22 protein-coding genes and 1 tRNA gene are annotated in these 24,281 nt (G+C 39.4%); 19 read left to right on the top strand and 4 right to left on the bottom strand.

Going from position 1 to position 24,281, the window contains the following annotated elements; genetic code table 11:
• Positions 1–40 precede the first annotated feature (40 nt).
• Positions 41–2,017 carry a DNA primase gene (dnaG, locus tag V3Z67_RS13220; protein WP_330443756.1) on the top strand — a complete coding sequence of 659 codons (1,977 nt, stop codon included), beginning with the start codon at positions 41–43 and terminating at the stop codon, positions 2,015–2,017.
• Between the two features lie 112 nt (positions 2,018–2,129).
• Here the strand turns inward: dnaG and V3Z67_RS13225 are convergent, their stop codons facing one another.
• Positions 2,130–2,759, bottom strand: a complete 630-nt coding sequence (locus tag V3Z67_RS13225) for a response regulator transcription factor (protein ID WP_157484442.1) — start codon at positions 2,757–2,759, stop codon at positions 2,130–2,132.
• An 86-nt stretch (positions 2,760–2,845) separates the two neighbouring features.
• Positions 2,846–3,652, bottom strand: coding sequence for an NAD(+) synthase (gene nadE, locus V3Z67_RS13230; protein ID WP_330443757.1), 807 nt, complete (start codon positions 3,650–3,652; stop codon positions 2,846–2,848).
• A 98-nt stretch (positions 3,653–3,750) separates the two neighbouring features.
• Here nadE and gldB point away from each other — a divergent pair, with 98 nt between their 5' ends.
• Genes gldB through V3Z67_RS13245 form a run of 3 tightly spaced genes read left to right on the top strand, consistent with a single transcriptional unit; the run spans position 3,751 to position 5,559 of the window.
• A complete protein-coding gene (gene gldB / locus V3Z67_RS13235; protein WP_330443758.1) occupies positions 3,751–4,713 on the top strand; it encodes a gliding motility lipoprotein GldB in 963 nt (320 codons plus the stop codon).
• Positions 4,713–5,060, top strand: a complete 348-nt coding sequence (gene gldC, locus V3Z67_RS13240; protein ID WP_035134973.1) for a gliding motility protein GldC — start codon at positions 4,713–4,715, stop codon at positions 5,058–5,060. The genes gldB and gldC overlap by 1 nt, the downstream gene beginning before the upstream one ends.
• Before the next feature lie 34 nt (positions 5,061–5,094).
• Positions 5,095–5,559, top strand: a complete 465-nt coding sequence (locus tag V3Z67_RS13245) for a GNAT family N-acetyltransferase (protein WP_330443759.1) — start codon at positions 5,095–5,097, stop codon at positions 5,557–5,559.
• Here the strand turns inward: V3Z67_RS13245 and yihA are convergent, their stop codons facing one another.
• Positions 5,560–6,180, bottom strand: coding sequence for a ribosome biogenesis GTP-binding protein YihA/YsxC (gene yihA, locus V3Z67_RS13250; RefSeq protein WP_330443760.1), 621 nt, complete (start codon positions 6,178–6,180; stop codon positions 5,560–5,562).
• Positions 6,181–6,299: 119 nt separating this feature from the next.
• Entirely contained in the window at positions 6,300–7,061 is a 762-nt protein-coding gene (locus V3Z67_RS13255) for an alpha/beta fold hydrolase (protein WP_330443761.1), read from the bottom strand.
• A gap of 405 nt (positions 7,062–7,466) precedes the next feature.
• Between V3Z67_RS13255 and mraZ the strand changes: the two genes are divergently transcribed.
• The 15 genes from mraZ (at position 7,467) to V3Z67_RS13330 (ending at position 23,911) form a co-directional block, all read left to right on the top strand.
• A complete protein-coding gene (mraZ, locus tag V3Z67_RS13260) occupies positions 7,467–7,940 on the top strand; it encodes a division/cell wall cluster transcriptional repressor MraZ (protein ID WP_035134965.1) in 474 nt (157 codons plus the stop codon).
• Complete coding sequence (gene rsmH, locus V3Z67_RS13265) at positions 7,915–8,823, top strand: 16S rRNA (cytosine(1402)-N(4))-methyltransferase RsmH (RefSeq protein WP_330443762.1); 909 nt, start codon at positions 7,915–7,917, stop codon at positions 8,821–8,823. Before mraZ ends, rsmH begins: the two co-directional genes overlap by 26 nt.
• A gap of 4 nt (positions 8,824–8,827) precedes the next feature.
• Positions 8,828–9,148, top strand: coding sequence for an FtsL-like putative cell division protein (locus V3Z67_RS13270; RefSeq protein ID WP_157484448.1), 321 nt, complete (start codon positions 8,828–8,830; stop codon positions 9,146–9,148).
• 16 nt (positions 9,149–9,164) lie between these two features.
• Positions 9,165–11,174, top strand: coding sequence for a penicillin-binding protein (locus tag V3Z67_RS13275; protein ID WP_330443763.1), 2,010 nt, complete (start codon positions 9,165–9,167; stop codon positions 11,172–11,174).
• Positions 11,171–12,637 (top strand): UDP-N-acetylmuramoyl-L-alanyl-D-glutamate--2,6-diaminopimelate ligase, encoded by a 1,467-nt coding sequence (locus V3Z67_RS13280; protein WP_330443764.1) that lies wholly within the window; start codon positions 11,171–11,173, stop codon positions 12,635–12,637. The genes V3Z67_RS13275 and V3Z67_RS13280 overlap by 4 nt, the downstream gene beginning before the upstream one ends.
• A gap of 9 nt (positions 12,638–12,646) precedes the next feature.
• Entirely contained in the window at positions 12,647–13,873 is a 1,227-nt protein-coding gene (gene mraY, locus V3Z67_RS13285; protein ID WP_035134954.1) for a phospho-N-acetylmuramoyl-pentapeptide-transferase, read from the top strand.
• Between the two features lies 1 nt (position 13,874).
• Positions 13,875–15,206: a UDP-N-acetylmuramoyl-L-alanine--D-glutamate ligase gene (gene murD, locus V3Z67_RS13290; RefSeq protein WP_330443765.1), complete on the top strand. Its 1,332-nt coding sequence runs from the start codon at positions 13,875–13,877 to the stop codon at positions 15,204–15,206.
• 91 nt (positions 15,207–15,297) lie between these two features.
• Positions 15,298–16,605, top strand: a complete 1,308-nt coding sequence (locus tag V3Z67_RS13295) for an FtsW/RodA/SpoVE family cell cycle protein (RefSeq protein WP_330443766.1) — start codon at positions 15,298–15,300, stop codon at positions 16,603–16,605.
• A 40-nt stretch (positions 16,606–16,645) separates the two neighbouring features.
• Positions 16,646–17,737: an undecaprenyldiphospho-muramoylpentapeptide beta-N-acetylglucosaminyltransferase gene (gene murG / locus V3Z67_RS13300; protein WP_330443767.1), complete on the top strand. Its 1,092-nt coding sequence runs from the start codon at positions 16,646–16,648 to the stop codon at positions 17,735–17,737.
• A 13-nt stretch (positions 17,738–17,750) separates the two neighbouring features.
• Positions 17,751–19,103 (top strand): UDP-N-acetylmuramate--L-alanine ligase, encoded by a 1,353-nt coding sequence (gene murC / locus V3Z67_RS13305; protein ID WP_330443768.1) that lies wholly within the window; start codon positions 17,751–17,753, stop codon positions 19,101–19,103.
• Complete coding sequence (locus V3Z67_RS13310) at positions 19,090–19,812, top strand: cell division protein FtsQ/DivIB (protein WP_330443769.1); 723 nt, start codon at positions 19,090–19,092, stop codon at positions 19,810–19,812. Before murC ends, V3Z67_RS13310 begins: the two co-directional genes overlap by 14 nt.
• Before the next feature lie 3 nt (positions 19,813–19,815).
• On the top strand, positions 19,816–21,207 hold the full coding sequence (gene ftsA, locus V3Z67_RS13315) for a cell division protein FtsA (RefSeq protein ID WP_330443770.1): 1,392 nt from the start codon (positions 19,816–19,818) through the stop codon (positions 21,205–21,207).
• Between the two features lie 13 nt (positions 21,208–21,220).
• Positions 21,221–23,257 (top strand): cell division protein FtsZ, encoded by a 2,037-nt coding sequence (gene ftsZ / locus V3Z67_RS13320; protein ID WP_330443771.1) that lies wholly within the window; start codon positions 21,221–21,223, stop codon positions 23,255–23,257.
• A gap of 92 nt (positions 23,258–23,349) precedes the next feature.
• Positions 23,350–23,799 carry a GatB/YqeY domain-containing protein gene (locus V3Z67_RS13325; protein WP_330443772.1) on the top strand — a complete coding sequence of 150 codons (450 nt, stop codon included), beginning with the start codon at positions 23,350–23,352 and terminating at the stop codon, positions 23,797–23,799.
• A gap of 38 nt (positions 23,800–23,837) precedes the next feature.
• Positions 23,838–23,911, top strand: a tRNA-Arg gene (locus V3Z67_RS13330).
• Positions 23,912–24,281 lie beyond the last annotated feature (370 nt).

Consider the following 24,281-nt stretch of genomic DNA (forward strand, 5'->3'; position numbering starts at 1 on the left):
CTTTGTAACTTTACACCCCTTTTTAATATTTGACAAAGCCTTGATTTCACCAAGTACCATAGATACTGTTTTTGAGACTGCCCGCGTTGAGGAGGTTATAGGCGATTTTATAAACCTTAAGCGTGCCGGTAGTAACTTTAAAGGGCTTAGTCCGTTTAGTAACGAGAAGTCACCGTCGTTTATGGTGTCTCCCGTAAAACAAATATGGAAGGACTTCAGTTCGGGTAAAGGGGGGAATGTTGTAGCGTTTCTTATGGAACACGAACATTTCTCGTATCCGGAGGCTATTCGCTATCTGGCGAAAAGATACAATATTGAAATTGAGGAAACAGAACAGACAGATGAACAGAAGGCGGTAGCCAACGAAAGGGAGAGTATGTATCTGGTTTCCGAATTTGCACAAAAGTATTTTCACAGTACACTTTTAAATACCGACGAAGGTCAGGCTATTGGTTATTCTTATTTTAAGGAAAGAGGATTTACCGGAGAAACTATCAAGAAGTTTGGTTTGGGGTATTCGCCTGAAGAGTGGGACGCTTTTAGTAAAGAGGCTTTAGGTAAAGGGTATAAGCTGGAATTCCTCGAAAAAACAGGATTGACCATAGTACGAGAGGATGGCAGGAATGCCGATAGGTTCCGCGGACGTGTTATGTTCCCTATACAAAGTATGTCGGGTCGTGTTTTAGGATTCGGCGGCCGTATTTTAGGTAATGATAAAAAGGTGGCTAAATACCTTAACTCTCCCGAGAGTGATATTTACCACAAGAGTAAAGTGTTATACGGTATATATCATGCCAAGCAGGCTATAGCCAAACTGGATAACTGTTTCCTTGTTGAAGGGTATACCGATGTGATACAGTTGCATCAGGCAGGAGTGGAGAACGTTGTGGCATCTTCGGGTACCGCTTTAACGCCCGATCAGATTCGTCTTGTAAACAGGCTTACCAAAAACATTACGGTACTTTTTGACGGAGATGCGGCAGGACTTCGTGCATCGCTTAGAGGTATAGATCTTATTCTGGAGGAAGGTATGAACGTAAAGGTTTGTACATTTCCTGATGGGGAAGACCCTGATAGTTTTGCCAAAAAATCATCATACGATGAGCTTATTGCTTATTTACAGGATAATGCGAAGGATTTTATACAGTTCAAAGCTTCCCTGCTTATGGATGAGGCTAAAAACGACCCTGTAAAAAAAGCCGGACTTATTAGGGATATTGTAAACAGTATCTCTAAAATACCCGATAGGATTCAGCAGGAGGTATACATACAGGAGTGTGCCCGTATTATGGATATATCCGAACAGGTACTTATCAGTACACTGGCACAGTTGGTGCAAAAAGATATAGCCGATGCCGGTAAGAAAATGAAGGAGGAGCAAAAAGCTAAAGCCTTGCAGCCTGTAGTAGAGGAGATACCAACTGAGCAGAAAATTAAGCCGGATGACTTAAGCGGTATTGAGTATGAAATTGTAAAGGCCTTACAATTGTATGGGGATAAAGATTGTGAGTTTAAAAACGTATTTACCAAGTATAACGAATTTGGTGATGAGGTAAACTTTACCGAAACCCAAGCCTGTAAAGTGTATGAGTGGGTTTACCTTAACCTACAGGAAGATGAGGTAGAATTCACTCATCCTACATTCAGTGCCCTTTATAAGCAGCTTATAGATATTTATCTTAATAAGGAAATTAAGCAGGAAAACTTTGTTAACCATCTTCCTTCTGAGTTGCAAAATGTGGTGTCTGATATTTATATGGATGACGACAGGTATTTGCTTAGTGAGTGGGAAGACAAGCAGCAAATTCCGGTTAAGCATAAACATATGACTGTGGAGGAACATGTAACCCAAATCATTTTTGATTTAAGGTCTCGTCTTATTACAAAACTCATACATGAACTCATCGCACAAATTACCCCCGATGGTGATAACAGGGATGCCATGCAGGATATTATGGATTATACCGAGCTTAATAAAAACGTTCTAAAACGTATAGAACGTATACGTACCACATAGGTAATATATTTCCATGATGTGTTTATAATGGTATAAAGCATCTCAAAAAAATCCCGATAATATAAAAGGTGATTGGTTTGTTAGAGTTGTGTTCCCGGAATGAATGTTAGGGTTAAACTATTTCCAGCGTTTTAGCTTTGTTAACTAAATCTACTAAGTTAGTAACATGCAGTTTGGTAAGTAACCTTAATTTATAGGTACTTATAGTTTTCTCATTAAGGTCAAGCAGTTTTGCTATTTCCTTATTCTTTTTACCCTCGCTTAAGTAGCGTAATACTTCAATTTCTCGTGAAGAAAGTTTCCTGTATAGCCTTTCAGATTTTTTGCCCTTATTAAGCAGTGCAAGGTTCTTTTTAACAAGATCGCTAAACACCACTTCGCCCTGCATTACCTTTTTAATGGCATTTTCAAGGTCTTCCATTTTGGCATTTTTATGCACATAGGCCGATACTCCGGCTTTTAAGGCGTTTGGTGCATATATCTGTTCGGCAAGATTGGTAAAAATCACAATCTTGGTGTCGGGATAGTCCTTAACAAGAGATTTAACAGAGCTTATACTCGTTAAGCCGTCTAACTCCAGGTCAATAATGGCGGCATCAACAGTCTTCTTTTTCAGCACGTCCATAAGCCCCTCCAGATTGTTTACCACCCCTGCAAAGCTGATTTCCGGATTTTCGCTAAAATAGGCCTTCATTCCGTAGTGTACTACAGGATGATTATCCGCTAAGCATAGTTTAATCATAATTGCTATTTTTTGAGTTAAAACTTACAGTAAAGTTAGCAATTAAAATCTTATTAAAATCTTAAAGTATTGTGAATGAAAGAATTTTATTTCAAATTTAATGGTATCTCGCATACCGGTATTGGGTTCATTTTGTGCTGGTTAATAGCGTTTAATCTTAAATAAATGTTAAAAACCTCTTTTTGCCTCCCGGTAAAGTCATCGTGTTTTTTTCCTTTTTCAGCTTCGAGCATTGCCCACTCCAATTCGTCATAACTTGCTCCTAATTGATCCTCATCACTACGGTCATCACCAAACAGTCCGTCGGTAGGTTTTGCGGCAATAATACTTTGTGGTACTTTAAGGAATTTGGCAAGCTCACGTACTTCCGATTTCATTAAATCGGCAATTGGGCTAAGGTCTACGCCACCATCACCATATTTGGTAAAGAAACCAACTCCAAAATCTTCCACCTTATTACCTGTTCCTGCTACAAGGGCGCTGTTTATTCCTGCAAAGTAGTACAGGGTAGTCATTCGTAGTCGGGCTCTTGTATTAGCAAGGGTTAAGTCCTGCAGGTATTGATTTTCGGTTTCGGGAACCTGTTTTCTAAAAGTTTCAAAAACAGGGGTAAGGTCGGCTTCTACTGTAGATACATTATCAAACCTTTCCATAAGCTGCTTTATGTGTTCCCTGCCTCGGCTAACCTGATTTTGGGCCTGGTGTATCGGCATTTCCACACATAATGTAGGTAAACCGGTTTGAGCACAAAGGCTGGATGTTACTGCCGAATCAATTCCGCCCGATATCCCTACAACAAAACCTTTTACTTTTGCGTTAGTTGCATAATCACGCAGCCATTTTACAATATATTCGTTTGCAGTTTCGGTTTTAAATTTTCGGGTTGCAGCCATTATATTTGGTATTAGGTTTAGTAATGTATATTTGCACAAAAATACTCTATAAAAGTAAATAATTCCAAACAGGAAAACTTTAAATGACAACACAAATTATGAAGAAATATTTTCTGCTTTTAATCTTTCCGTTAGTATTAATATCGTGTAACGGTAAGAGTGAAATTGAAAAAGAAATTGAAAAAGTTGAGATAGGTGAGGTGAAAATTGTAAGGTTTGACGATGTATTTTACAATAGTAAGCCCGAAGATTTACCTAAACTGAAAGAGGCTTATCCGTACTTTTTTCCTCAAAACTTCCCCGACTCGGTTTGGGTAAATAATATGAATGATCCTTTTATGCGTCAGCTAAAAGAGGAAACTGATAAGGAGTTTGCTAAATTCAATACACTTGAAGGGGATTTGGAGTCGGCATTCAAACACATGAAATATTATTTTAATGATTTCAGTACGCCAGAGGTGTTTACTATTATATCTGACAATGAAAACCAAAGGGCGGTATACTCGCCAGAGGTAGTAGCTATACCTATTAATCTGTATTTGGGTAAGGATAATAAACTGTATGATGGTTTGCCAAGTTATCAGGTGCAGACTTTTGAGCCAAACCAGATAGTGCCCGATGTTGTTTCATCTTTCGCGACAGATTATATTGCTCCTCCTAAAAACAGAACATTCCTTGCGCTTATAGTGTATTTTGGTAAGGAGCTGTATATGAAAGATGTTATTATCCCTAATGCTACAGATGCTGCAAAAATGGGATATACTGATGAGCAGGAGCTTTGGGCTGAGGAAAACGAATCTGAAATTTGGCGTTATTTTATAGAGAACAAACTTTTATTTGATACCGATGCTAAACTGGCAGCACGCTTTGTAAACCCGGCGCCTTTCTCTAAGTTTTATCTTGAGTTGGATAACGAGTCTCCGGGTAGATTAGGTATTTGGATGGGATGGCAAATTGTTAGGGCTTACATGGAAAACAATAAAGATGTAACTTTGCAGAATCTTTTAAACACAGATGCGAAAACAATTTTTGATAACTCTAAATACAAACCCAAAAAATAATGTCTAAGAATACACTTAAATCAGAGATAAAAGTAAATGTTGAGCTTGATGAGAACAGGGTTCCTGAGAAACTAAGCTGGACTGCCCGTGATGGTGGTGTAGTGAATCAGGAAACCAAAGCCATGATGCTTTCGGTATGGGATCCTAAAAGTCAGGAAAGCATGCGTATTGATTTGTGGACTAAGGATATGCCGGTAGATGAAATGAAGGTGTTTTTCCACCAAACGCTGGTTTCCATGTCGCATACTTTTGAGCGTGCTACTACCGAAACTAAAATGGCTGAGACCATGAGAGACTTTTGTGATTATTTTGCCGAGAAGCTTGAGCTTAAAAAAGACGATAATTAATTAAAGCGGCTCCGGCCGCTTTTTTGTTTTATATATGTATACCATTCGCCAATATAAAGAGGAAGACTGCAATGAGGTGGTAACGCTGTTTTATCAAACCGTACACACAGTAAATAAAATAGATTATACCGATGCACAACTGGAGGCCTGGGCTCCTGCCGAACTGGATTATGAGCGTTGGGCTAAGTTGTTGTCTCAAAACTATACAGTATTGGTACAGCACAACGGTGTTATTGCAGGCTTTGGTGATATTGATGCCTCAGGATATTTTGATCACCTGTTTGTGCACAAAGATCATCAGGGGTGTGGTGTGGCTACGTTAATTAAAGAGGCTATTGAGCAATGTGCCCTTGCTAATAATATTAGCAGGATAACAGTGGCGGCTTCCATCACGGCAAAACCCTTTTTTGAAAAGCATGGTTATACTGTGTTGAAACAACAGCAGGTGGAGCGAAACGGACAGGTGTTAACCAATTACTTTATGGAGAAGCTATTGTAGTTATACAAAGTCGGTATTATTGAATATCGACTGGTTTACCTCGTTTATATACTCTAATACTGTATCGCGACCTGTACCGTCTTGTGATGAGGTTACAAAATGCGGAGGCATTTCTTCCCAGTTATTCGCAAGTAGCTGTTTTTTGTAGGCTGCAATATGTTGGTCTATTTTTCCTTTACTTATTTTATCGGCTTTGGTAAAAATAATACAGAAAGGTACTTCTGTCTCGCCAAGGTAGTTAATAAACTCAAGGTCTATTTTTTGGGCTTCGTGTCTAATGTCAATTAAAACAAAAGCACATACCAGTTGCTCGCGTTTCTCAAAGTATTGAGTTATGAATTTCTGGAAAACCTGTTTGGTGTGTTTAGAAACCTTGGCATAACCATATCCCGGTAAATCGACCAAAAACCAGTTGCTGTTTATCTTAAAGTGATTTATAAGCTGTGTTTTTCCGGGCTTAGATGAAGTTTTAGCCAGATTCTTATTGTTGGTAAGCATATTAATAAGAGACGACTTTCCTACGTTTGAGCGTCCTATAAAGGCATACTCAGGAAGTGGTTCCTTCGGGCATTTGCTTACGTCAGAGTTACTAATAATAAATTCGGCGGTATCTATCTTCATCTTTTAAAAGTTTGGTTTCCCGGCCAGGCCGTATGCTTGCAAATTTAGGTATAAATATACAAACGGTATTATGTGGCAGGATTATATTAAAAATCCGGCAGGAGCCGGATTCTGTATTTTTATATGTTTGACTTTTTAAGCCATTCGTGCATTAATCTGTTAAACTCATCCGGACGCTCCATCATGGCTGCGTGTCCGCACTGGTCAATCCAATAAAGATCTGAGTTTGGTAGCAGGCTATGGAACTCTTCTGCAACTTCAGGAGGAGTAACCTTATCGTTTCTTCCCCATATTATACAGGTAGGGATGTGCATTTTAGGTAGGTCATTAGCCATGTTGTGGCGTATGGCGCTTTTTGCAATCGTTAGGGTTTTTATAAGCTTAAGTCTGTCGTTTGCTGTTTCAAAAACTTCGTCTACAATTTCCTTTGTTGCTACTGCCGGATCATAAAATACATCTTCAGCTTTTCGTTTAATGTATTCATAGTCACCGCGCCTTGGGTAACTGTCGCCCATTGCACTTTCATATAATCCTGAGCTACCTGTAATGATAAGCCCCAGCATTTTTTCAGGATACATTTTAGTATGGTATAATGCAATATGACCTCCAAGGGAGTTGCCCAGCATTATAACCCTGTCATATCCCATGTGCGTAATAAAGTCTTTTACCCACTTAGCAAAAGCCTTTACGTTAGTCTTTAAAATACTCTGTGTATATATAGGTAGTTCAGGGATGACCACCTTATAACCTTCTTTCGGGAAGTATTTTGCAACACCGTCAAAGTTACTCAGTCCTCCCATAAGGCCATGAAGTATGATTATCGGAGTGCCTTCACCGGCTTCATAATAAGTGTATTTACCTTCTTTCTTGGTGGTATGCATGTTAAATTTGTAACAATTTCAAATATGCACAAATATATAATATTATAGATAATATTCGGGCTTTATTTTTATGCATGCATGTGAAATTTATTCAGTAAGCATTGCTTAATCCTTTTTTAGAGTGTAAATACCTGATTTTTAATTTTTAATGTTAAAAAAATAATCTATTCTCAAAAAATTAATTTTTTTCATTGTAGGTGTTAATAAGTCTTAAAAAATTAAAAAATCCCCATTATATTTTTTTAAAAGCTAAAATTTATTTAAAGGTTAGTAATGAGAGAGGTAGCAGAAAATTCTGTCAGGTGGGTATGAGCGGGTAAAACTTATTAACAAAGTGGTAGAAAGTGGTAATAAGTGGTAAATATTTCCATATATTTGCTAATAAACAACCCAAAACGTAACTGCTTGAATACCATTGTAGGGACATATGAATGTAAGGTAGATTCGAAGGGAAGGCTGATGATTCCTGCCCCTTTGAAGAAACAACTGCATGCCGGTCTGGAAGATGGTTTCGTTTTAAAGCGCTCGGTTTTTCAGCCATGTCTTGAATTGTATCCGATGACAGAGTGGAATAAAATGATGCAGAAAATAAATAAGCTGAATCGTTTTGTGAAGAAGAATAACGATTTCATCCGCAGGTTTACAGCAGGTGTGAAAATCGTGGAAATAGATGCTGCCGGTAGACTATTGATTTCAAAAGATCTTGTTGCTTTTGCAGGGATTGATAAAGAGATAGTGCTTTCTTCGGCGGTTAACATTGTTGAGATTTGGGACAAAGATAAGTATGAAAAATCAATAGACGACTCGGTTGTTGATTTTGCTGATCTTGCAGAAGAAGTAATGGGGAATTTAAATGATGACGACGATGGAATATCATAACCCGGTTTTACTGAAAGAAACCGTTGACGGACTCGATATAAAGCCGGATGGGGTGTATGTGGATGTCACCTTTGGTGGTGGAGGGCACTCCAGGGAGATAATGAGCAGGCTGGGTCCTAACGGGAAACTGTTTGCTTTTGATCAGGATGAGGATGCGCAGGCAAACGTAATACAGGACGACAGATTTACTTTGATTCCGGAAAACTTCAGGTTCTTAAAAAGGTACTTGAGGTTTTATGGTATTAAGGAGGTAGACGGGGTGCTTGGAGACTTTGGTGTTTCCTCACATCAGTTTGATGTTGCAGAACGTGGTTTTTCTACCCGTTTTGATGCCGAGCTGGATATGCGTATGAATCAAAAAAGTGCTGTTAGTGCTTACAATGTAGTGAACGAGTATGAGGAGCAGCAGCTTAAAAAAATGTTTTTTGAGTATGGTGAGCTTAAAAATGCAGGTGCGCTGGCAAATACAATTGTAAATGCAAGACGCGATAATAGTATAAAGAGTACTGAGCAGCTTAAGCAGGTGCTTAGCCGTTTTTTGCCGGCTCATAAAAGTAATAAGATACTGGCGCAAATCTATCAGGCTATCCGTATAGAGGTGAATCAGGAGATTGATGTGCTTAAAGAGTTTTTAGAGCAAACTCTGGAGATGTTAAAGCCGGGCGGAAGGCTGAGTGTTATTTCATACCACTCGCTTGAAGACAGGTTGGTAAAACGCTTTATAAGAAACGGAATGTTTGAAGGTGAGCCTGAGCGTGATATGTTCGGGAATTTTGAAGTGCCTTTAAAAGCGGTTGGAAAACTGATAGTACCTACAGAGGAGGAGATAGAAGTGAATAACAGGGCGAGAAGTGCTAAGTTAAGAATTGCAGAAAAACTATAGGGTCATGAAAGGTGGTGTTTACGGTTTACTGAAAGCTAAATATCTGGTAGATGAAGGGTCGGTTAAAAACTGGCGCTTTATTGTGTTCCTTATTTTAGTGGCTATGGTGCTTATTGCAAATTCGCATAACTATGAGCAAAAGGTATATCGTAAAACCGAACTGAATGATGAGGTTAAAAAGCTGCGATCTGAATTTGTGGATATGAGGTCTCAGTTAATGAAACTCAAAATGGAGTCCACAATATCAAAAAAAATGGAGCCAAAAGGAATTTATCCGGCATCGGTTCCGCCAAAGAAGATAAAGGTTTATAAAACGGAAGATTAAAATATAAATTGAAGATATGGGAGCTGAAGATAAACATATCTCTTACAGAATATACCTGGTAGCCTTCGCAATTTTTGTGATGGCTATTCTTGTAGCTGTAAAGCTCACCAACATTCAATGGGTTGAAGGTGAATATTACCGAGACCTGGCGCAAAAACGTACGGTTAGGGAAATAACCATACCGGCTAACAGGGGGAATGTATACTCGTCTGACGGAAGTTTGCTGGCAACATCAATACCTAATTATGATATAAGGTTTGATGCGATGGCTTCAAAAAGTGAAAACTTTAAAGAGTATTTAAAGCCATTGTCTGATTCACTTTCGGTAATGTTCGGCAAGCCGTCAAGCTATTATTATAATACGCTAAAAAGGGCACGTAATAACCATAACAGGTACCTGTTTATTGCCAGGGGGTTAAGCTATACTCAATATATGAGAGTGAAAAGCTTTCCGCTGTTTAACCTTGGGGCTTATAAAGGAGGTATGATTACAGAGCAACGTACCGTTAGAGAACATCCTATAGGGAAAATTGCAAAAAGAACCATAGGTTACGACAGGCTTGACAGTAGCGGTAATGAGCGTGAAGTGGGGATTGAAGGTGCTTTTGCCGAATACCTTGACGGTAAGGACGGAAAGCAGATGATGCAGAAGATTGCCAAAAACCAATGGAAGCCAATAGGGGATAATAACCAAATAGAGCCTATAGATGGGTGTGATATTGTTTCGACTATAGATGTGTATATACAGGATATTGCCCACCACGCTTTATTAAAGCAGTTGGAATATTATGAGGCCGATCATGGTTGTGTGGTGGTTATGGAAACCAAAACCGGTTATGTAAGGGCTATTTCCAATTTGGGTAGAGCTAATGATGGTTCGTACTACGAGACTATTAATTATGCTGTAGGGGAGTCGCAGGAGCCTGGATCTACATTTAAGTTGGCGTCGCTTATTACTTTGCTGGAAGATAAAAAAGTAGACACCAGTGAAGTGTATGATACCCACGATGGTATAGTGACCTATTATAAAAGAAAAGTACGTGACTCGCGTAAGGGCGGTTACGGTAAAATATCGCTGGCAAGAGGTTTTGAACTGTCTTCAAATACTGTACTTGTACAGGCGGTATATGATAATTATAAAGATAACCCTAAGCAGTTTGTAGATCACATTAATGCTTTTGGTTTAAATAATAGGCTTGGAGTTTCCATTAAGGGTGAAGGCAGGCCAAGAATCCCGCAACCGGGAGATAAGTCGTGGTCTGGTATATCACTACCATGGATGGCTTTTGGTTATGGGGTGAGTATGACTCCGTTGCAAACACTGGCACTGTATAATGCTGTGGCAAACGATGGGGAGATGGTTAAACCACTTTTTGTTCAGGAGATAAAAGAGTGGAATAAAACCATAAAGAAATTTGATAAAGAGGTTTTAAACCCAAAAATATGTTCTCAGGAAACTATTGACAAAGTAAAGGCTGTGCTGGAAAACGTAGTGAAAAAAGGTACGGGGTCTAAGCTGTATTCAGAAGATTTCTCGATGGCAGGTAAAACAGGAACGGCTCAGGTAAATTACGGTCGCGGAAAAGGTAAAGATAACGGTATGTATTACTCGTCGTCTTTTGCAGGTTATTTCCCGGCAGATAATCCTAAGTATTCCTGTATAGTGGTTATCCACAAGCCTAGTATTTACAAAGGGTATTATGGAGCCGATGTATCGGGGCCTGTATTTAAAAGGATAGCCCAAAAGATATTTACAGATGTGCCTTCTACTAACCAGGTAGATAATCTTGACAGGGAAGTAGAGCAACAGGATAAAAAATATGAGTCATACTATACTAAGGCTCAAAAAAAATACAATACCATACCTAACCTTGTTGGTATGAGCGGAATGGATGCCGTAGCCCTTTTAGGAAATATGGGGCTCAAAGTAGAGGTGAAAGGTATGGGTAAGGTAAAAAAACAATCAGTGGCTGCCGGGCAGCCTTATGAAAGGGATCAAATTATAACATTAGAATTATCATCGTGAAGGTATTAAAAGACATATTATACAAAGCCTCTCTTGAAGCAGTAAAAGGTTCAACCGATATTACTGTGAATAAAGTTGAGTTTGACTCCCGCCAAATAGGTAAGGGAGATGTTTTTGTTGCCATAAACGGTACGGTTTCTAATGGGCATGATTATATAGACAAAGCCATAAGCTTGGGGGCAAAAGCTATAGTATGTGAGGAATTCCCTGATGTGCTTAGCGAAAATGTTACCTATGTACTGGTAAAAAATAGCCATAAAGCACTGGCTTTTATGGCGGCTAACTATTATGGTAACCCGTCTAACAATCTTAAACTGGTTGGTATAACCGGTACCAACGGTAAAACCACTATAGCAACATTGCTGTACCAGTTGTTTAAAAAGGCAGGCTATAAAGTAGGATTGCTTTCTACAGTAAAAATACTGGTAGGCGATGAGGAATATAAAGCAACACATACAACGCCCGATTCGCTGACTATTAACCGCTATTTGAGCGAAATGCAGCAAGAAGGAGTGGAGTACTGCTTTATGGAAGTGAGTTCGCACGGTATTCACCAAAAAAGGACTGAGGGACTGTATTTTGCCGGAGGTATTTTTACCAACTTGAGTCACGATCATCTGGATTATCACAAGTCATTTAGTGAGTACAGGGATGTGAAAAAGTCGTTTTTTGACAAGTTGCCAAAATCGGCGTTTGCGCTTACCAATATTGACGATAAGAACGGACTGGTAATGTTGCAGAATACGGTAGCCAAAAAGCTAACCTATGCACTAAAAACCTATGCCGATTACAGAGCTCAGATACTGGAAAGTCAGTTTTCTGGATTGTTACTTAAAATAAACGATCAGGAAGTTTGGGTTAAGCTTATAGGAGCTTTTAATGCGTACAACTTACTGGCTATATATGCGGCTGCTATCAATTTAGGACTGGAGGATATGGAGGTACTTCGCCTAATGAGTGAGCTTGAAAGCGTTTCAGGGCGTTTTCAGTTTATTGTTTCGGGACCTTCACAAATCACGGCAATTGTTGATTATGCTCACACGCCCGATGCGCTTGACAATGTTTTAAAGACGATAGAGGATATACGAACAAGAAACGAACAGCTTATAACTATTGTAGGCTGTGGCGGGGACAGGGACAGAACTAAACGTCCGGTAATGGCGCACATAGCTTCATCAAAAAGTGATGTTGCTATTTTCACATCGGACAATCCGCGAAGCGAAGATCCTGTAGATATTATAGAGGATATGGAAAAAGGCGTAGAGCCTCAAAATTACAAAAAGACACTTTCGGTGGTAGAAAGAAAGCAGGCTATAAAAATAGCATGCCAACTGGCTAAACCGAACGACATTATACTCATAGCGGGCAAAGGACATGAAACCTATCAGGAGATAAAAGGTGTTCGCCATGATTTTGATGATATGCAAATAGTAAAGGAAATTTTAAAAGAACTAAACAAATAAGCGCTCTTTATGCTGTATTATTTATTTGATTATTTAGACAAACATTTTGACGTTCCGGGGGCAGGGGTGTTTCAGTACATTACCTTCCGTTCTGGTATGGCGGTAATCCTTTCATTGCTTATATCAACTGTTTTCGGTAAAAAGATTATCAACTTTTTAAGAAGACAGCAAATAGGTGAAACCGTAAGGGAACTTGGACTTGAAGGACAGGCGCAAAAAGCGGGTACACCTACCATGGGTGGATTAATAATTATTATGGCAACCCTTATTCCGGTAATCCTTTTGGCAAAGCTGGATAATATTTATGTAATGCTGCTTATAGTCACTACACTCTGGATGGGAACCATAGGGTTTATTGACGACTATATCAAAATATTCAAAAAAGATAAAGAGGGCCTTAAAGGAAGATTTAAGGTAGTAGGTCAGGTTGGTCTTGGTCTTATAGTGGGATACATACTGTATTTCCACCCCGGAGTTACGGTAAGAACAGATACTTCTAAAGGTAATATTTACAGTACTGAGCAGGTAGAGTCAAACGTAAAGCCGCAGGAAGAGAAGTCTACAGCAACCACTATCCCGTTCTTTAAAAATAATGAATTTGATTATGCTGAGCTGTTAGCCTGGACAGGTGATAACTATAAAAATTATGCATGGTTGATATTTATACCAATGGTAATATTTATTGTGACAGCAGTGTCTAATGGAGCTAACCTTACAGATGGTATAGATGGGCTCGCGGCAGGAACATCGGCCATAGCGGTGCTCACCCTCGGGATATTTGCATTCGTTTCGGGTAATATCATTTTCTCAAATTATCTCAATATAATGTATATACCCAACTCGGGGGAGATGACGGTATTTATCTCGGCCTTTGTGGGTTCGCTTATAGGTTTCCTTTGGTACAATACTTATCCGGCATCGGTATTTATGGGAGATACCGGTAGTCTTACCATAGGAGGTATAATAGCGGTTATGGCTATTGCGGTTAGAAAGGAATTACTGATACCGATTTTATGCGGAATCTTCCTTGCAGAGAACCTTTCGGTAGTATTGCAGGTGGGATACTTTAAGTATACGAAGAAGAAATATGGTGAAGGCCGACGGATATTCCTGATGTCGCCACTGCACCATCATTACCAGAAAAAGGGATACCATGAAAGTAAGATTGTTGCCCGTTTCTGGATTGTGGGAATACTGTTAGCTATTTTCTCACTGGTTTCATTAAAACTAAGGTAGTATGAGGTTAGTAGTTTTAGGCGGCGGAGAAAGCGGGGTAGGAACCGCGATTCTCGGAAAGAAAAAAGGATATGACGTGTTTGTGTCTGATTTCGGGAAAATAAAAAACAACTATAAAGAAGTTCTTGCACTTAATAAACTGGAATGGGAAGAGGAGAAGCATACAGAGGAGCTAATCCTTAATGCCGATGTGGTAATGAAAAGTCCCGGTATCCCTGATAAGTCGCCCATTGTAAAGCTACTTAAAAAGAAAGGTGTTCCTGTGATATCTGAAATTGAGTTTGCCTATAAGTTTATGGATTACAAAACTATAGGTATAACAGGGAGTAATGGGAAAACTACCACTACCATGCTAACGCATTACCTTATAAAACAGGGAGGCTTAAACATGGGGCTTGCAGGTAACATAGGTAAAAGTTTTGCCTGGCAGGTTGCCGAGAATAAGCATGAAGGCTATGTGCTGGAGTTAAGTAGTTTTCAGCTGGATGGTATAGAGACTTATAGTCCTAACATTGCAGTGATAACAAATTTAAGTCCGGATCATTTGGACAGGTACGAATACAATTACGAGCTGTATATAGAAGCGAAGTTCAGGATTACCATGAATCAGACAAAAGATGATTACCTGATTTATGATGCCGATGACGAGGAGATTAACAAATGGCTCAAAAAGAATAAAACCAAAGCGAAAACCATCCCTTTTTCGTTGTCGGGAAAAGTAAAAGAAGGGATTTATGTAAAAGACAATACGATTATTTCAACCATCAATAAAGAAGAATTTACTATGCCGATTAACGAATTATCACTAGAAGGAAAGCACAACGTAAAAAATGCTATGGCAGCAACGGCAGTAGCGCAACTTATGCGCATAAGGAAAGATACCATAAGGGAGAGTCTTTCTAATTTTCAGGGGGTTGAACACCGTTTGGAGAAAGTATTGAAAATACAAAACGTTCAGTATATAAACGACTCTAAGGCAACTAATACAAATGCTACGTTTTTTGCGCTTGATAGTATGACCACTCCTACGGTATGGATTGTAGGTGGTGTAGATAAGGGTAACGACTATGATGAGTTAATGTCGCTTGTAAGAGAGAAAGTTAAGGCTATTGTATGCCTAGGTGTAGATAATCATAAAATAATGAACGCCTTTAGTAATGTGGTAGACGTGATGGTTGAAACCACAAATATGACTGAGGCGGTAAGAATAGCACAAAGCCTCGCTGAAAAAGGAGATACGGTTTTATTGTCTCCGGCATGTGCAAGCTTTGATCTTTTTGAAAATTATGAAGAGCGCGGAAAGCAGTTTAAAGCAGCCGTGCAAAATTTATAGTAAGTAACAGGTGTCATTCTGAGCGGAATGTAATGAAGCCGGAGAATCTGTAGAGGTTCTTCCTTCGTCAGTATGACAAAAATGAGTAAAGATGAAACAATTAATCAATAGCCTAAAGGGAGATAAAGGGATCTGGTCGTTTGTAGTACTACTGGCTCTTATATCGTTCATGCCGGTTTTCAGTGCAAGTGCAAACCTTGTATATGTAATCGGTAAGGGGTCTACCATAGGTTATCTGGTTAAGCACTTAGTACATATTTTTATAGGTTTTACCCTTATTTATTTTGTACACAAAGTGCCTTATCATTACTATAAGGGGTTGTCCAAAATACTGTTGCCTATAGTGGCGCTGTTACTGGTATATACCTTTTTTCAGGGTACGGTTATAGACGGGGCTAATGCTAGCCGCTGGATAAAAGTACCTTTTGTTGGGGTAACCTTTCAAACATCGGCCTTAGCCTCAATAGTGCTAATGGTGTATGTGGCGAGGTACCTTGCTAAGATTGAAGGAAAAGAAATAACCTTCAAATCGTCGTTCATTGAGTTGTGGATTCCGGTATTTATAGTGCTGGCACTAATCCTTCCGGCAAACTTTTCTACCACCGCATTAATATTCAGTATGATTTGCATGCTGGTATTTGTAGGTAAGTACCCGTTAAAATATCTGGGTACGGTAATAGGTATGGGAGTGTTTATGCTTCTGTTCTTTGTAACGTTTGCTAAGGCGTTCCCAAAGGCTATGCCTAACAGGGTAGACACATGGATATCGAGGATAGAACGATTTACGTCGGATGAGCCAAGTGAAGACGATTACCAGATTGAGAAAGCAAAAATCGCTATAGCAACCGGTAAGGTTTACGGACTGGGGCCGGGGAAAAGTGTACAGAAGAACTTTTTGCCACAGTCGTCTTCCGATTTTATTTTCGCCATCATTGTGGAAGAGTACGGGTTGCTGGGCGGAATAGGGGTGCTGTTTCTGTACCTAATGTTGTTCTTCAGGTTTCTGGTCTCGGCACATAAGGCAAAAACGCTGTTTGGTAAGCTGCTCATTGTGGGGCTTGGATTCCCCATAATATTTCAGGCACTTATCAACATGGGGGTAGCGGTAGAGCTACTGCCTGTAACAGGGCAAACACTTCCGCTTATCAGTAGTGGTGGTAGTTCTATCTGGATGACATGTGTTGCGGTAGGGGTTATACTTAGTGTGACCAAGAAGGATGAGGAGATAGAGCAGGAGCGACTGGAGAAAGAAGAACGCGAAGCAGCGTTGCAACGAATGATAGACAAGCACATGGAGGAGGAAGCAGAAGAAGGAACGGAAAATACAGAAGCATCAGCAGCATATTCGATAGAAGACGGAACTAAAAATCCGATGCATGCAGTAATGGGTAAACCCTGATGTATAAAACGAAGAAAAAAAAGAATAATATAAAATAACAATGGCAGCAAAACGATTCATATTGAGCGGAGGAGGTACAGGAGGGCATATCTATCCTGCCATTGCCATTGCAAATGAGCTAAAAGCACGTTTTCCTGATTGTGAAATACTTTTTGTTGGTGCGCAGGACAAAATGGAGATGCAAAAAGTACCACAGGCAGGATATAAAATAAAAGGCTTGTGGATAGCAGGAATACAAAGAAGGCTTACGTTTGATAATGCCCTTTTTCCTGTAAAGCTTTTAAACAGCCTGTTCAGGTCAAGAAAAATTATAAGCGAATTTAAACCTGATGTGGCTATAGGAACCGGAGGTTTTGCCAGCGGTCCGTTATTAAGGGCGGCAGAATCTATGGGGGTGCCTACAGTGATACAGGAGCAAAATTCCTATCCGGGTATTACCAATAAATGGCTGTCTAAAAAGGCTAACGCAATATGTGTTGCTTATGATAAGCTTGACAGGTTTTTTCCGGCGTCAAAAATTGTATTTACAGGTAACCCTGTAAGGCAGGATTTGATTAGTGTGGAGGATAAAAGGGAAGAGGCATTACAACATTTTGAGCTCGACCCAAATAAAAAAACACTCCTGATTTTAGGCGGAAGCTTAGGGTCAAGGCGCATAAACCAGCTAATTGCAAAAGAGCTGGGTTGGCTGTTGGGACAGGGAGTACAGGTGTTGTGGCAGTGTGGTAGGTTGTATTTTGAGGAATACAGGCATTATCACGATGGTAAGCAGGTTCAGGTAATGTCATTTGTAGACAGGATGGATTTGGTGTATGCCGCAGCCGATATGATTATATCACGTTCTGGAGCGTCATCTGTGTCAGAGCTGTGTATAGTAGGTAAACCTGTGGTGTTTATTCCTTCGCCAAACGTGGCAGAGGATCACCAAACCAAAAATGCACAGGCAGTTGTGAGTAAAGGCGGAGCACTGCTTTTAAAGGAATCACAGCTTGATGCTGAATTTGAAAGTACATTCTCGGCACTGCTTGCTAATAATGAACAACAGCAGGAGCTGAGTGAGAATATAAAAAAACTGGCTAAGGTAAATGCCACAAAAGATATAGTAGAAGAAATTATAAAACTGATTAAGTAGCGCTTAAGCATATATGGATTTAAACCAGATACATAACGTTTATTTTATAGGTATTGGAGGGATAGGCATGAGTGCCCTTGCCCGCTATTTTAAATCTATAGGTAAAAATGTGGCAGGGTACGACCGTACTTCTACACAACTTACCGATGAACTTAAGAAAAACGGAATACGTGTTCATTTTAATGATAAAATCGCACTTATAGATCTTCCGTTTCTTAACAAGAGCAATACGTTGGTTGTGGTTACTCCGGCTGTGCCTAAAGAGCACTTTCAGTGGAACTATTTTATTAAAAACGGTTTTGTGGTTAAGAAAAGAGCCGAGGTGTTGGGTATAATTACTAAAGGTACTTACTGCTTTGCAGTAGCGGGTACACACGGTAAAACTACTACATCGAGCATACTAGGGCATGTACTGTATGAAAGTAAGGTAGATGTAACAGCGTTTTTAGGAGGCATTGTAGAAGGGTATGACTCTAATGTAATTGGTGAAGGTAAAACTGTAACGGTAGCCGAAGCTGATGAGTTTGACCGTTCGTTCCTTCATTTGTATCCTAATATGGCCTGTATAACCTCTATGGATGCAGATCATCTAGATATTTATGGAGACAGTACGGCTATAGAGGCTTCGTTTACCGAGTTTGCTAATAAGGTTGAAGATAAAACCAAATTGTTTGTTACTAAAGACCTTCCGCTTAAAGGAGTAACTGTGGGTGTGGAGAATGGTAGTGATTACAATGCAGTAAATATAAGGGTGGAAAACGGCTGGTATGTTTTTGATGCCGAAACGCCATCAGGAAAAATTACAGATATACGATTTGCTTTGCCGGGAAGACATAACCTGACCAATGCGCTTATGGCACTGGCTATGGCTAAAACCTATGGAGTAGCAGATAACGATATAAAAGCGGCGCTTGAAAGCTTTAAAGGAGTAAAAAGACGCTTTTCATATCAGGTTAAAAAACCCGATATGGTGTATATAGACGACTATGCACACCACCCAACCGAGATTGATGCTGTGCATCAGGCAGTGACTGAATTGTATCCTAATAAAAAGGTACTGGCAATATTTCAGCCGCACTTGTTTAGTCGTACACGAGATTTTATAGATGGTTTTGCTAAGAGTCTTTCGGCTTTTAAAAATATAGTATTGCTGGATATTTATCCGGCAAGGGAGCAGCCTATTGAAGGAGTTACTTCAAAATGGCTATTGGGTAAAATAGAGAATCCAAACAAAAAACTGATTTCAAAAAAGGACGTGATTCCGTTTTTGAGAATTACCGATGCCGATGTGGTTATTACTATTGGGGCAGGTGATATTGGTGAGATGGTTCCGGAAATAAAAAAGGTGCTTGATGAAAAAAATTAACTGGGATAATATAAGGCTTTTTGTAATCGCGGGAGTGGTTATTTTCCTTTATTCCTTCTCTTCAAAAAGAAACGGAAGCAGGCATTTTGTGGCTGCTGATGTAGAATTTGCGGATACTGAGGAGTTTATTACCCCAGAGAAAGTTAATAAGTTGTTGATACAAAATTTTAACACTGTTACGAGCATAACGAAAGAAAAATTAGATTTGAATAGCGTGGAGAAAAGACTCGAGTCCAATCCTATGATTGACGATGCAGAGGTATTCGCTACGGTAGACGGCAGGCTGAAGGCTGTTGTAAGGCAAAGAGTTCCTGTGGCAAGGGTTTATGAAGGAGGAGAGTCGTACTACATTGATTACAAAGGGGCTAAAATGCCGTTATCTGAGAATTCAACCGCCAGGGTTTTGTTGTTAAACGGAGCCCTTAACGTCGTTGATAAAAGTAAGCTTTATTCGTTAGTTAAATATATCTATGATGATGCCTTTTTAAGAAAGAACATTATTGGGATAGAAGTAACACCAAACGGATCGCTAAAAATGATGAATCGCAATTATAGTTATGTGATACTTTTTGGCAGGATGGTAAATGTAGAGAAGAAGTTTAATAATTATAAGGCATTTTTTCAAAATGCAGTGAAGGATACATTGATAGAGAATTACAAAACGATAAATCTGAAATTTACACAACAGGTTGTGTGCACCAAAAATTAGGATATGGAAAAAGATAACATTGCAGTAGGTCTGGATATCGGGACAACAAAGATTGTTGCCATGATAGGTAAAAGAAATGAGTACGGAAAGCTTGAAATTTTGGGTGTTGGTAAATCCAAAAGCCTTGGTGTTGCCAGAGGAGTTGTTAATAATATTACACAAACTATCCAGTCTATACAGCAGGCCGTACAGGAAGCTGAGGCAGATAGCGGATATAAAATAAATGATGTTGTGGTGGGTATTGCCGGCCAGCATATAAGGAGTATTCAGCACAGTGATTACATCAGCAGGCATAATCCTGAAGAGGTAATTGGTGATGCAGATATCGATCTTTTAATAAATCAGGTGCACAAACTGGCTATGTTGCCGGGAGAGGAAATTATCCATGTATTGCCGCAGGAATTTAAAATAGACGGACAAACTGAGATAAAAGAACCTATTGGTATGTATGGAGGCAGGTTAGAGTCAAGCTTTCATGTTGTGGTAGGTCAGGCATCATCCATAAGGAATGTGGGTAGGTGTATTAAGAGTTCGGGATTAGATCTTTCAGGTTTAACATTAGAGCCGTTAGCTTCGGCCGATGCGGTGTTAAGCCAGGAAGAGAAAGAAGCAGGTGTAGCACTTATTGATATAGGAGGTGGCACAACAGATCTTGCCATATTTAAAGACGGAATAATTCGCCACACGGCAGTAGTGCCTTTTGGCGGAAACGTAATAACAGAGGATATAAAAGAGGGCTGCTCTATTATAGAGAAGCAGGCAGAATTACTTAAAGTAAAGTTTGGTTCGGCATGGCCGGGTGAAAACAAAGATAACGAGATTGTTTCCATCCCTGGTTTAAGAGGCAGAGAGCCAAAAGAGATTTCACTTAAAAACCTTTCTAAAGTTATCCATGCCAGAGTAGTGGAGATTGTAGAGCAGGTATTTGCAGAGATTAAGGCTTACGGGCATGAAGATCCGCGTAAAAAACTTATAGCAGGTATAGTGCTAACAGGTGGTGGTTCTCAGCTTAAGCATATTAAGCAATTAGTGGAGTACATAACAGGTATGGATACCAGGATAGGATATCCTAACGAGCACCTTGCAGGAAATTCAGACGAGGAAATATCAAGTCCGCTTTATGCTACGGCAGTAGGTCTTGTAATGAATAGTTTGAGAAACAATACACGCAGTGCAACACCAATAGGTGAGGTTAGGGAGCCGGAACCGGTAAAACAACCTGAGGTAGCCACACAGGCAACCGCTACAGCACCGGTTCAGGAAATGGAAGAGGTCTCGGTTGAAAATGAAAACAAAGAGAAGAGTAGTGACGACTCAACAGAGAGAAAAGTTAAGAAGTCGTTTTTTGATAAGTATATAGATAGGATTAAAGAATTTTTAGATAACGCAGAGTAAAACCCGGTTGATTATGATGAGCAATGAAGAATTTGGAAGCATTTCGTTTGATTTACCAAAGAACCAGTCAAACGTAATCAAAGTAATTGGTGTAGGCGGCGGCGGAAGCAACGCTATCAATTACATGTTTAAGCAGGGAATCAAGGGAGTAGATTTTGTAGTGTGTAATACTGATTCACAGGCACTGCAAAACAGTACAGTTCCAAACAAGATACAGCTAGGTGTGAGCCTTACTGAGGGTCTTGGGGCAGGGGCTAACCCGGAAGTAGGACAACAGTCTGCTTTAGAGAGTATAGAGGAGATAGAAAAAATGCTGGATACTAATACCAAAATGGTGTTTATTACAGCAGGTATGGGTGGTGGTACCGGTACAGGTGCAGCTCCGGTAATTGCAAAACTTGCCAAAGAGCGAGATGTGCTTACTGTGGGTATTGTTACCATACCATTCCAGTTTGAGGGTAAAGTGCGCTCAGAACAAGCCATGCTTGGAGTTGAAAGGCTTCGAAAGCAGGTAGATTCTTTAATCGTTATCAATAATAATAAATTAAGAGAAGTATATGGTAACCTAGGTTTCAAGGCCGGGTTCTCTAAAGCTGACGAGGTGTTAGCTACGGCCTCAAGAGGTATTGCAGAGGTTATTACACACCACTATACTCAAAATATTGACCTTAAGGATGCCAAAACAGTATTGGCAAACAGTGGTACAGCAATAATGGGGTCAGCAGTATCATCAGGCGAAAGCCGTGCTAAAGATGCTATTGTAGATGCATTAGATTCTCCGCTACTTAATGATAATAAAATTACAGGTGCTAAAAATGTACTGTTGCTAATTGTTTCGGGTACTAATGAAATCACTATTGATGAGATAGGTGAGATTAACGATCATATCCAGACAGAGGCAGGGTATAATGCTAACATCATTATGGGTGTTGGTGAAGACGAGTCTTTAGGGGAGGCTATCTCTGTAACTATTATTGCTACAGGCTTTAATGTGGAACAACAAAACGAGATAGTAAATACCGAGCCTAAAAAGATTATCCATGCCCTTGAGGAAGAGCAGAAACTTGAAAGCGAACTAAATCAAAGATCGGTAATGTCGTCTTTTGACTTTGCTACAAAGCCGGAAACTACTACAGATGAGCCTAAGGCTGAAGTTGTAGAAGAGGTTAAAGCTGAAGAACCTCAGGAAGAAAAAAAGATAGTTTTTACACTGGAGGATGATGAAGAGGAAGAGTTTCAGGTGTCACAACCAGTAGCTGATACTAATATAGAGGTAGAGAACGAACTGGTTCCTACTACTGATTACATCAATAACCTTGATGTATTCTTTGAAATAGTTTCGCCGCAAAAAGAGCAGCCAAAGGCTTTTGAGCCTGAAATTGTTGAGGCTAAAACCAAAGTAAGGGATATAAGAGATATTGAGGTTGTAGATCCTGAGTTTGTAGTTGCTCCTAAAGAAGAACAGATAAGCTTCTCTTTCGACCTTAATAATACAGAAAATGTAAGAAGGGAAGAGCCAAAAGAGCAAAAAACACTTTTCTCTCTTGATGAGGAAGTAAAGGAAATACAGGTGAAAGATCCGGTACAGGTAGTTCCTATGACCGAGGTTAACGAAAGCGGTGTTGTAAGGTATTCTTTAGAGGAGTATCTTGAAAAAGAAAACGAACTGCTGGAATCTAAACCTCAGGATAAAGTAAAAGAAGAGCCTGTAGAAGAGTCGCTTAATATAACGCTTAAAAAGACTGAAGAACCGGCTAAGCCACAGCAGAGCTTCAATGAGCTTTCTCCGGTAGAGATGACTATTGAGGAAACCTTAAGGTTAAGAGCAGAGGAACGCAGAAAGAAAATGAAGGAGTTTAATTATAAATTCCACAATAGTTCTGCCAAGATTGATGAAATTGAAAAAGAACCTGCTTATAAAAGGATGGGAATTGACCTGGATGCCTCTAAGGCAGACAACAGCAAGTCAAGGTTTTCGTTAGGAACAGACAGTAATGATGATTTACAGCTGCGTTCCAACAATTCTTTCCTTCACGACAATGTAGATTAAACTAACCCAAATGTGACTCTTTAACCCGAAAGCTTTAATAACTTTCGGGTTAATTTTTTTATATTCGCATCACATTTTAAAAACCTGTACTTATGAGTTTACAAACGGAAATCATGGACGCCATGAAAACAGCCATGAAGGCGAAAGATACAGTAGCGCTAGAGGCGCTTAGAGCTGTTAAATCGGCTTTATTACTTGCTCAAACAGAGAGCGGTGCTAAAGAAGATGTAGCTCAGGAAGAGGAAATTAAGCTTTTACAAAAGCTGGTTAAGCAAAGAAAAGACAGTGCAGCTATATATGTAGAGCAGGGTAGAGAAGATCTTGCAAAGCCGGAACTTGATCAGGCTGCTATTATAGAGCAGTTCCTTCCGGCACAGTTAACGGAAGAGGAAGTTGAGGCTAAAGTTAAAGCTATTATAGAGGCTAATGGCTTCTCTGGTATGGGAGATATGGGTAAAACAATGGGTACTACTACTAAAGAACTTGCCGGTTCGGCAGATGGTAAAACTATTTCATCTGTTGTTAAAAGACTTCTTTCTTAAAACAAATCAATTTATATATTGTATATAATTTTTTGGTAGGCCGCGTAGTTCAACTGGATAGAATATCAGATTTCGGCTCTGAGGGTTGGGGGTTCGAACCCCTCCGCGGTCGCAAAACAAGCGTCATTGATTATTAAATCGGTGACGCTTGTTTGTTTTAGAGGTGCTTAAAAATGTAACTTAATATAAATTTTATATTAGTTTAGTATTAAGTTGTTTTGTGTGTATTGTTATTGAATTTATATTTTTTAGCATTTTTTTTGTAAGATTTTATCTTTAGTACCGTGTTGAGTTATAAATGTTAAAACTTGTTTTTTTGTGTTAAAAATCAAAAATATTCCTCTTTTTTTATAGAAAATGTATTGTTTGTTTGGAAAAAGATAAAACAAATAGATTTATAACATCGAGGCATTATTTTGTTTTTTTTAACAAAAATCACAAAATAAACATAGCGTTAAATTTTTATCATTTAAAATTTTAGT

The organism is Flavobacterium sp. C4GT6 (assembly GCF_036347315.1).
Classification (GTDB): Bacteria; Bacteroidota; Bacteroidia; order Flavobacteriales; family Flavobacteriaceae; genus Flavobacterium.

Bases quoted from the DNA above. Each gene is read 5' to 3' on its own strand.
- murD (WP_330443765.1), top strand. From the start codon at position 13,875: ATGAGGTTAGTAGTTTTAGGCGGCGGAGAAAGCGGGGTAGGAACCGCG.
- V3Z67_RS13270 (WP_157484448.1), top strand. From the start codon at position 8,828: ATGAAAGGTGGTGTTTACGGTTTACTGAAAGCTAAATATCTGGTAGAT.
- V3Z67_RS13295 (WP_330443766.1), top strand. From the start codon at position 15,298: ATGAAACAATTAATCAATAGCCTAAAGGGAGATAAAGGGATCTGGTCG.
- murC (WP_330443768.1), top strand. From the start codon at position 17,751: ATGGATTTAAACCAGATACATAACGTTTATTTTATAGGTATTGGAGGG.
- ftsZ (WP_330443771.1), top strand. From the start codon at position 21,221: ATGATGAGCAATGAAGAATTTGGAAGCATTTCGTTTGATTTACCAAAG.
- murG (WP_330443767.1), top strand. From the start codon at position 16,646: ATGGCAGCAAAACGATTCATATTGAGCGGAGGAGGTACAGGAGGGCAT.
- V3Z67_RS13310 (WP_330443769.1), top strand. From the start codon at position 19,090: ATGAAAAAAATTAACTGGGATAATATAAGGCTTTTTGTAATCGCGGGA.
- ftsA (WP_330443770.1), top strand. From the start codon at position 19,816: ATGGAAAAAGATAACATTGCAGTAGGTCTGGATATCGGGACAACAAAG.
- V3Z67_RS13275 (WP_330443763.1), top strand. From the start codon at position 9,165: ATGGGAGCTGAAGATAAACATATCTCTTACAGAATATACCTGGTAGCC.
- rsmH (WP_330443762.1), top strand. From the start codon at position 7,915: ATGATGACGACGATGGAATATCATAACCCGGTTTTACTGAAAGAAACC.
- mraY (WP_035134954.1), top strand. From the start codon at position 12,647: ATGCTGTATTATTTATTTGATTATTTAGACAAACATTTTGACGTTCCG.
- V3Z67_RS13245 (WP_330443759.1), top strand. From the start codon at position 5,095: ATGTATACCATTCGCCAATATAAAGAGGAAGACTGCAATGAGGTGGTA.
- gldB (WP_330443758.1), top strand. From the start codon at position 3,751: ATGAAGAAATATTTTCTGCTTTTAATCTTTCCGTTAGTATTAATATCG.
- V3Z67_RS13325 (WP_330443772.1), top strand. From the start codon at position 23,350: ATGAGTTTACAAACGGAAATCATGGACGCCATGAAAACAGCCATGAAG.
- V3Z67_RS13225 (WP_157484442.1), bottom strand. From the start codon at position 2,759: ATGATTAAACTATGCTTAGCGGATAATCATCCTGTAGTACACTACGGA.
- V3Z67_RS13255 (WP_330443761.1), bottom strand. From the start codon at position 7,061: ATGCATACCACCAAGAAAGAAGGTAAATACACTTATTATGAAGCCGGT.
- gldC (WP_035134973.1), top strand. From the start codon at position 4,713: ATGTCTAAGAATACACTTAAATCAGAGATAAAAGTAAATGTTGAGCTT.
- nadE (WP_330443757.1), bottom strand. From the start codon at position 3,652: ATGGCTGCAACCCGAAAATTTAAAACCGAAACTGCAAACGAATATATT.
- yihA (WP_330443760.1), bottom strand. From the start codon at position 6,180: ATGAAGATAGATACCGCCGAATTTATTATTAGTAACTCTGACGTAAGC.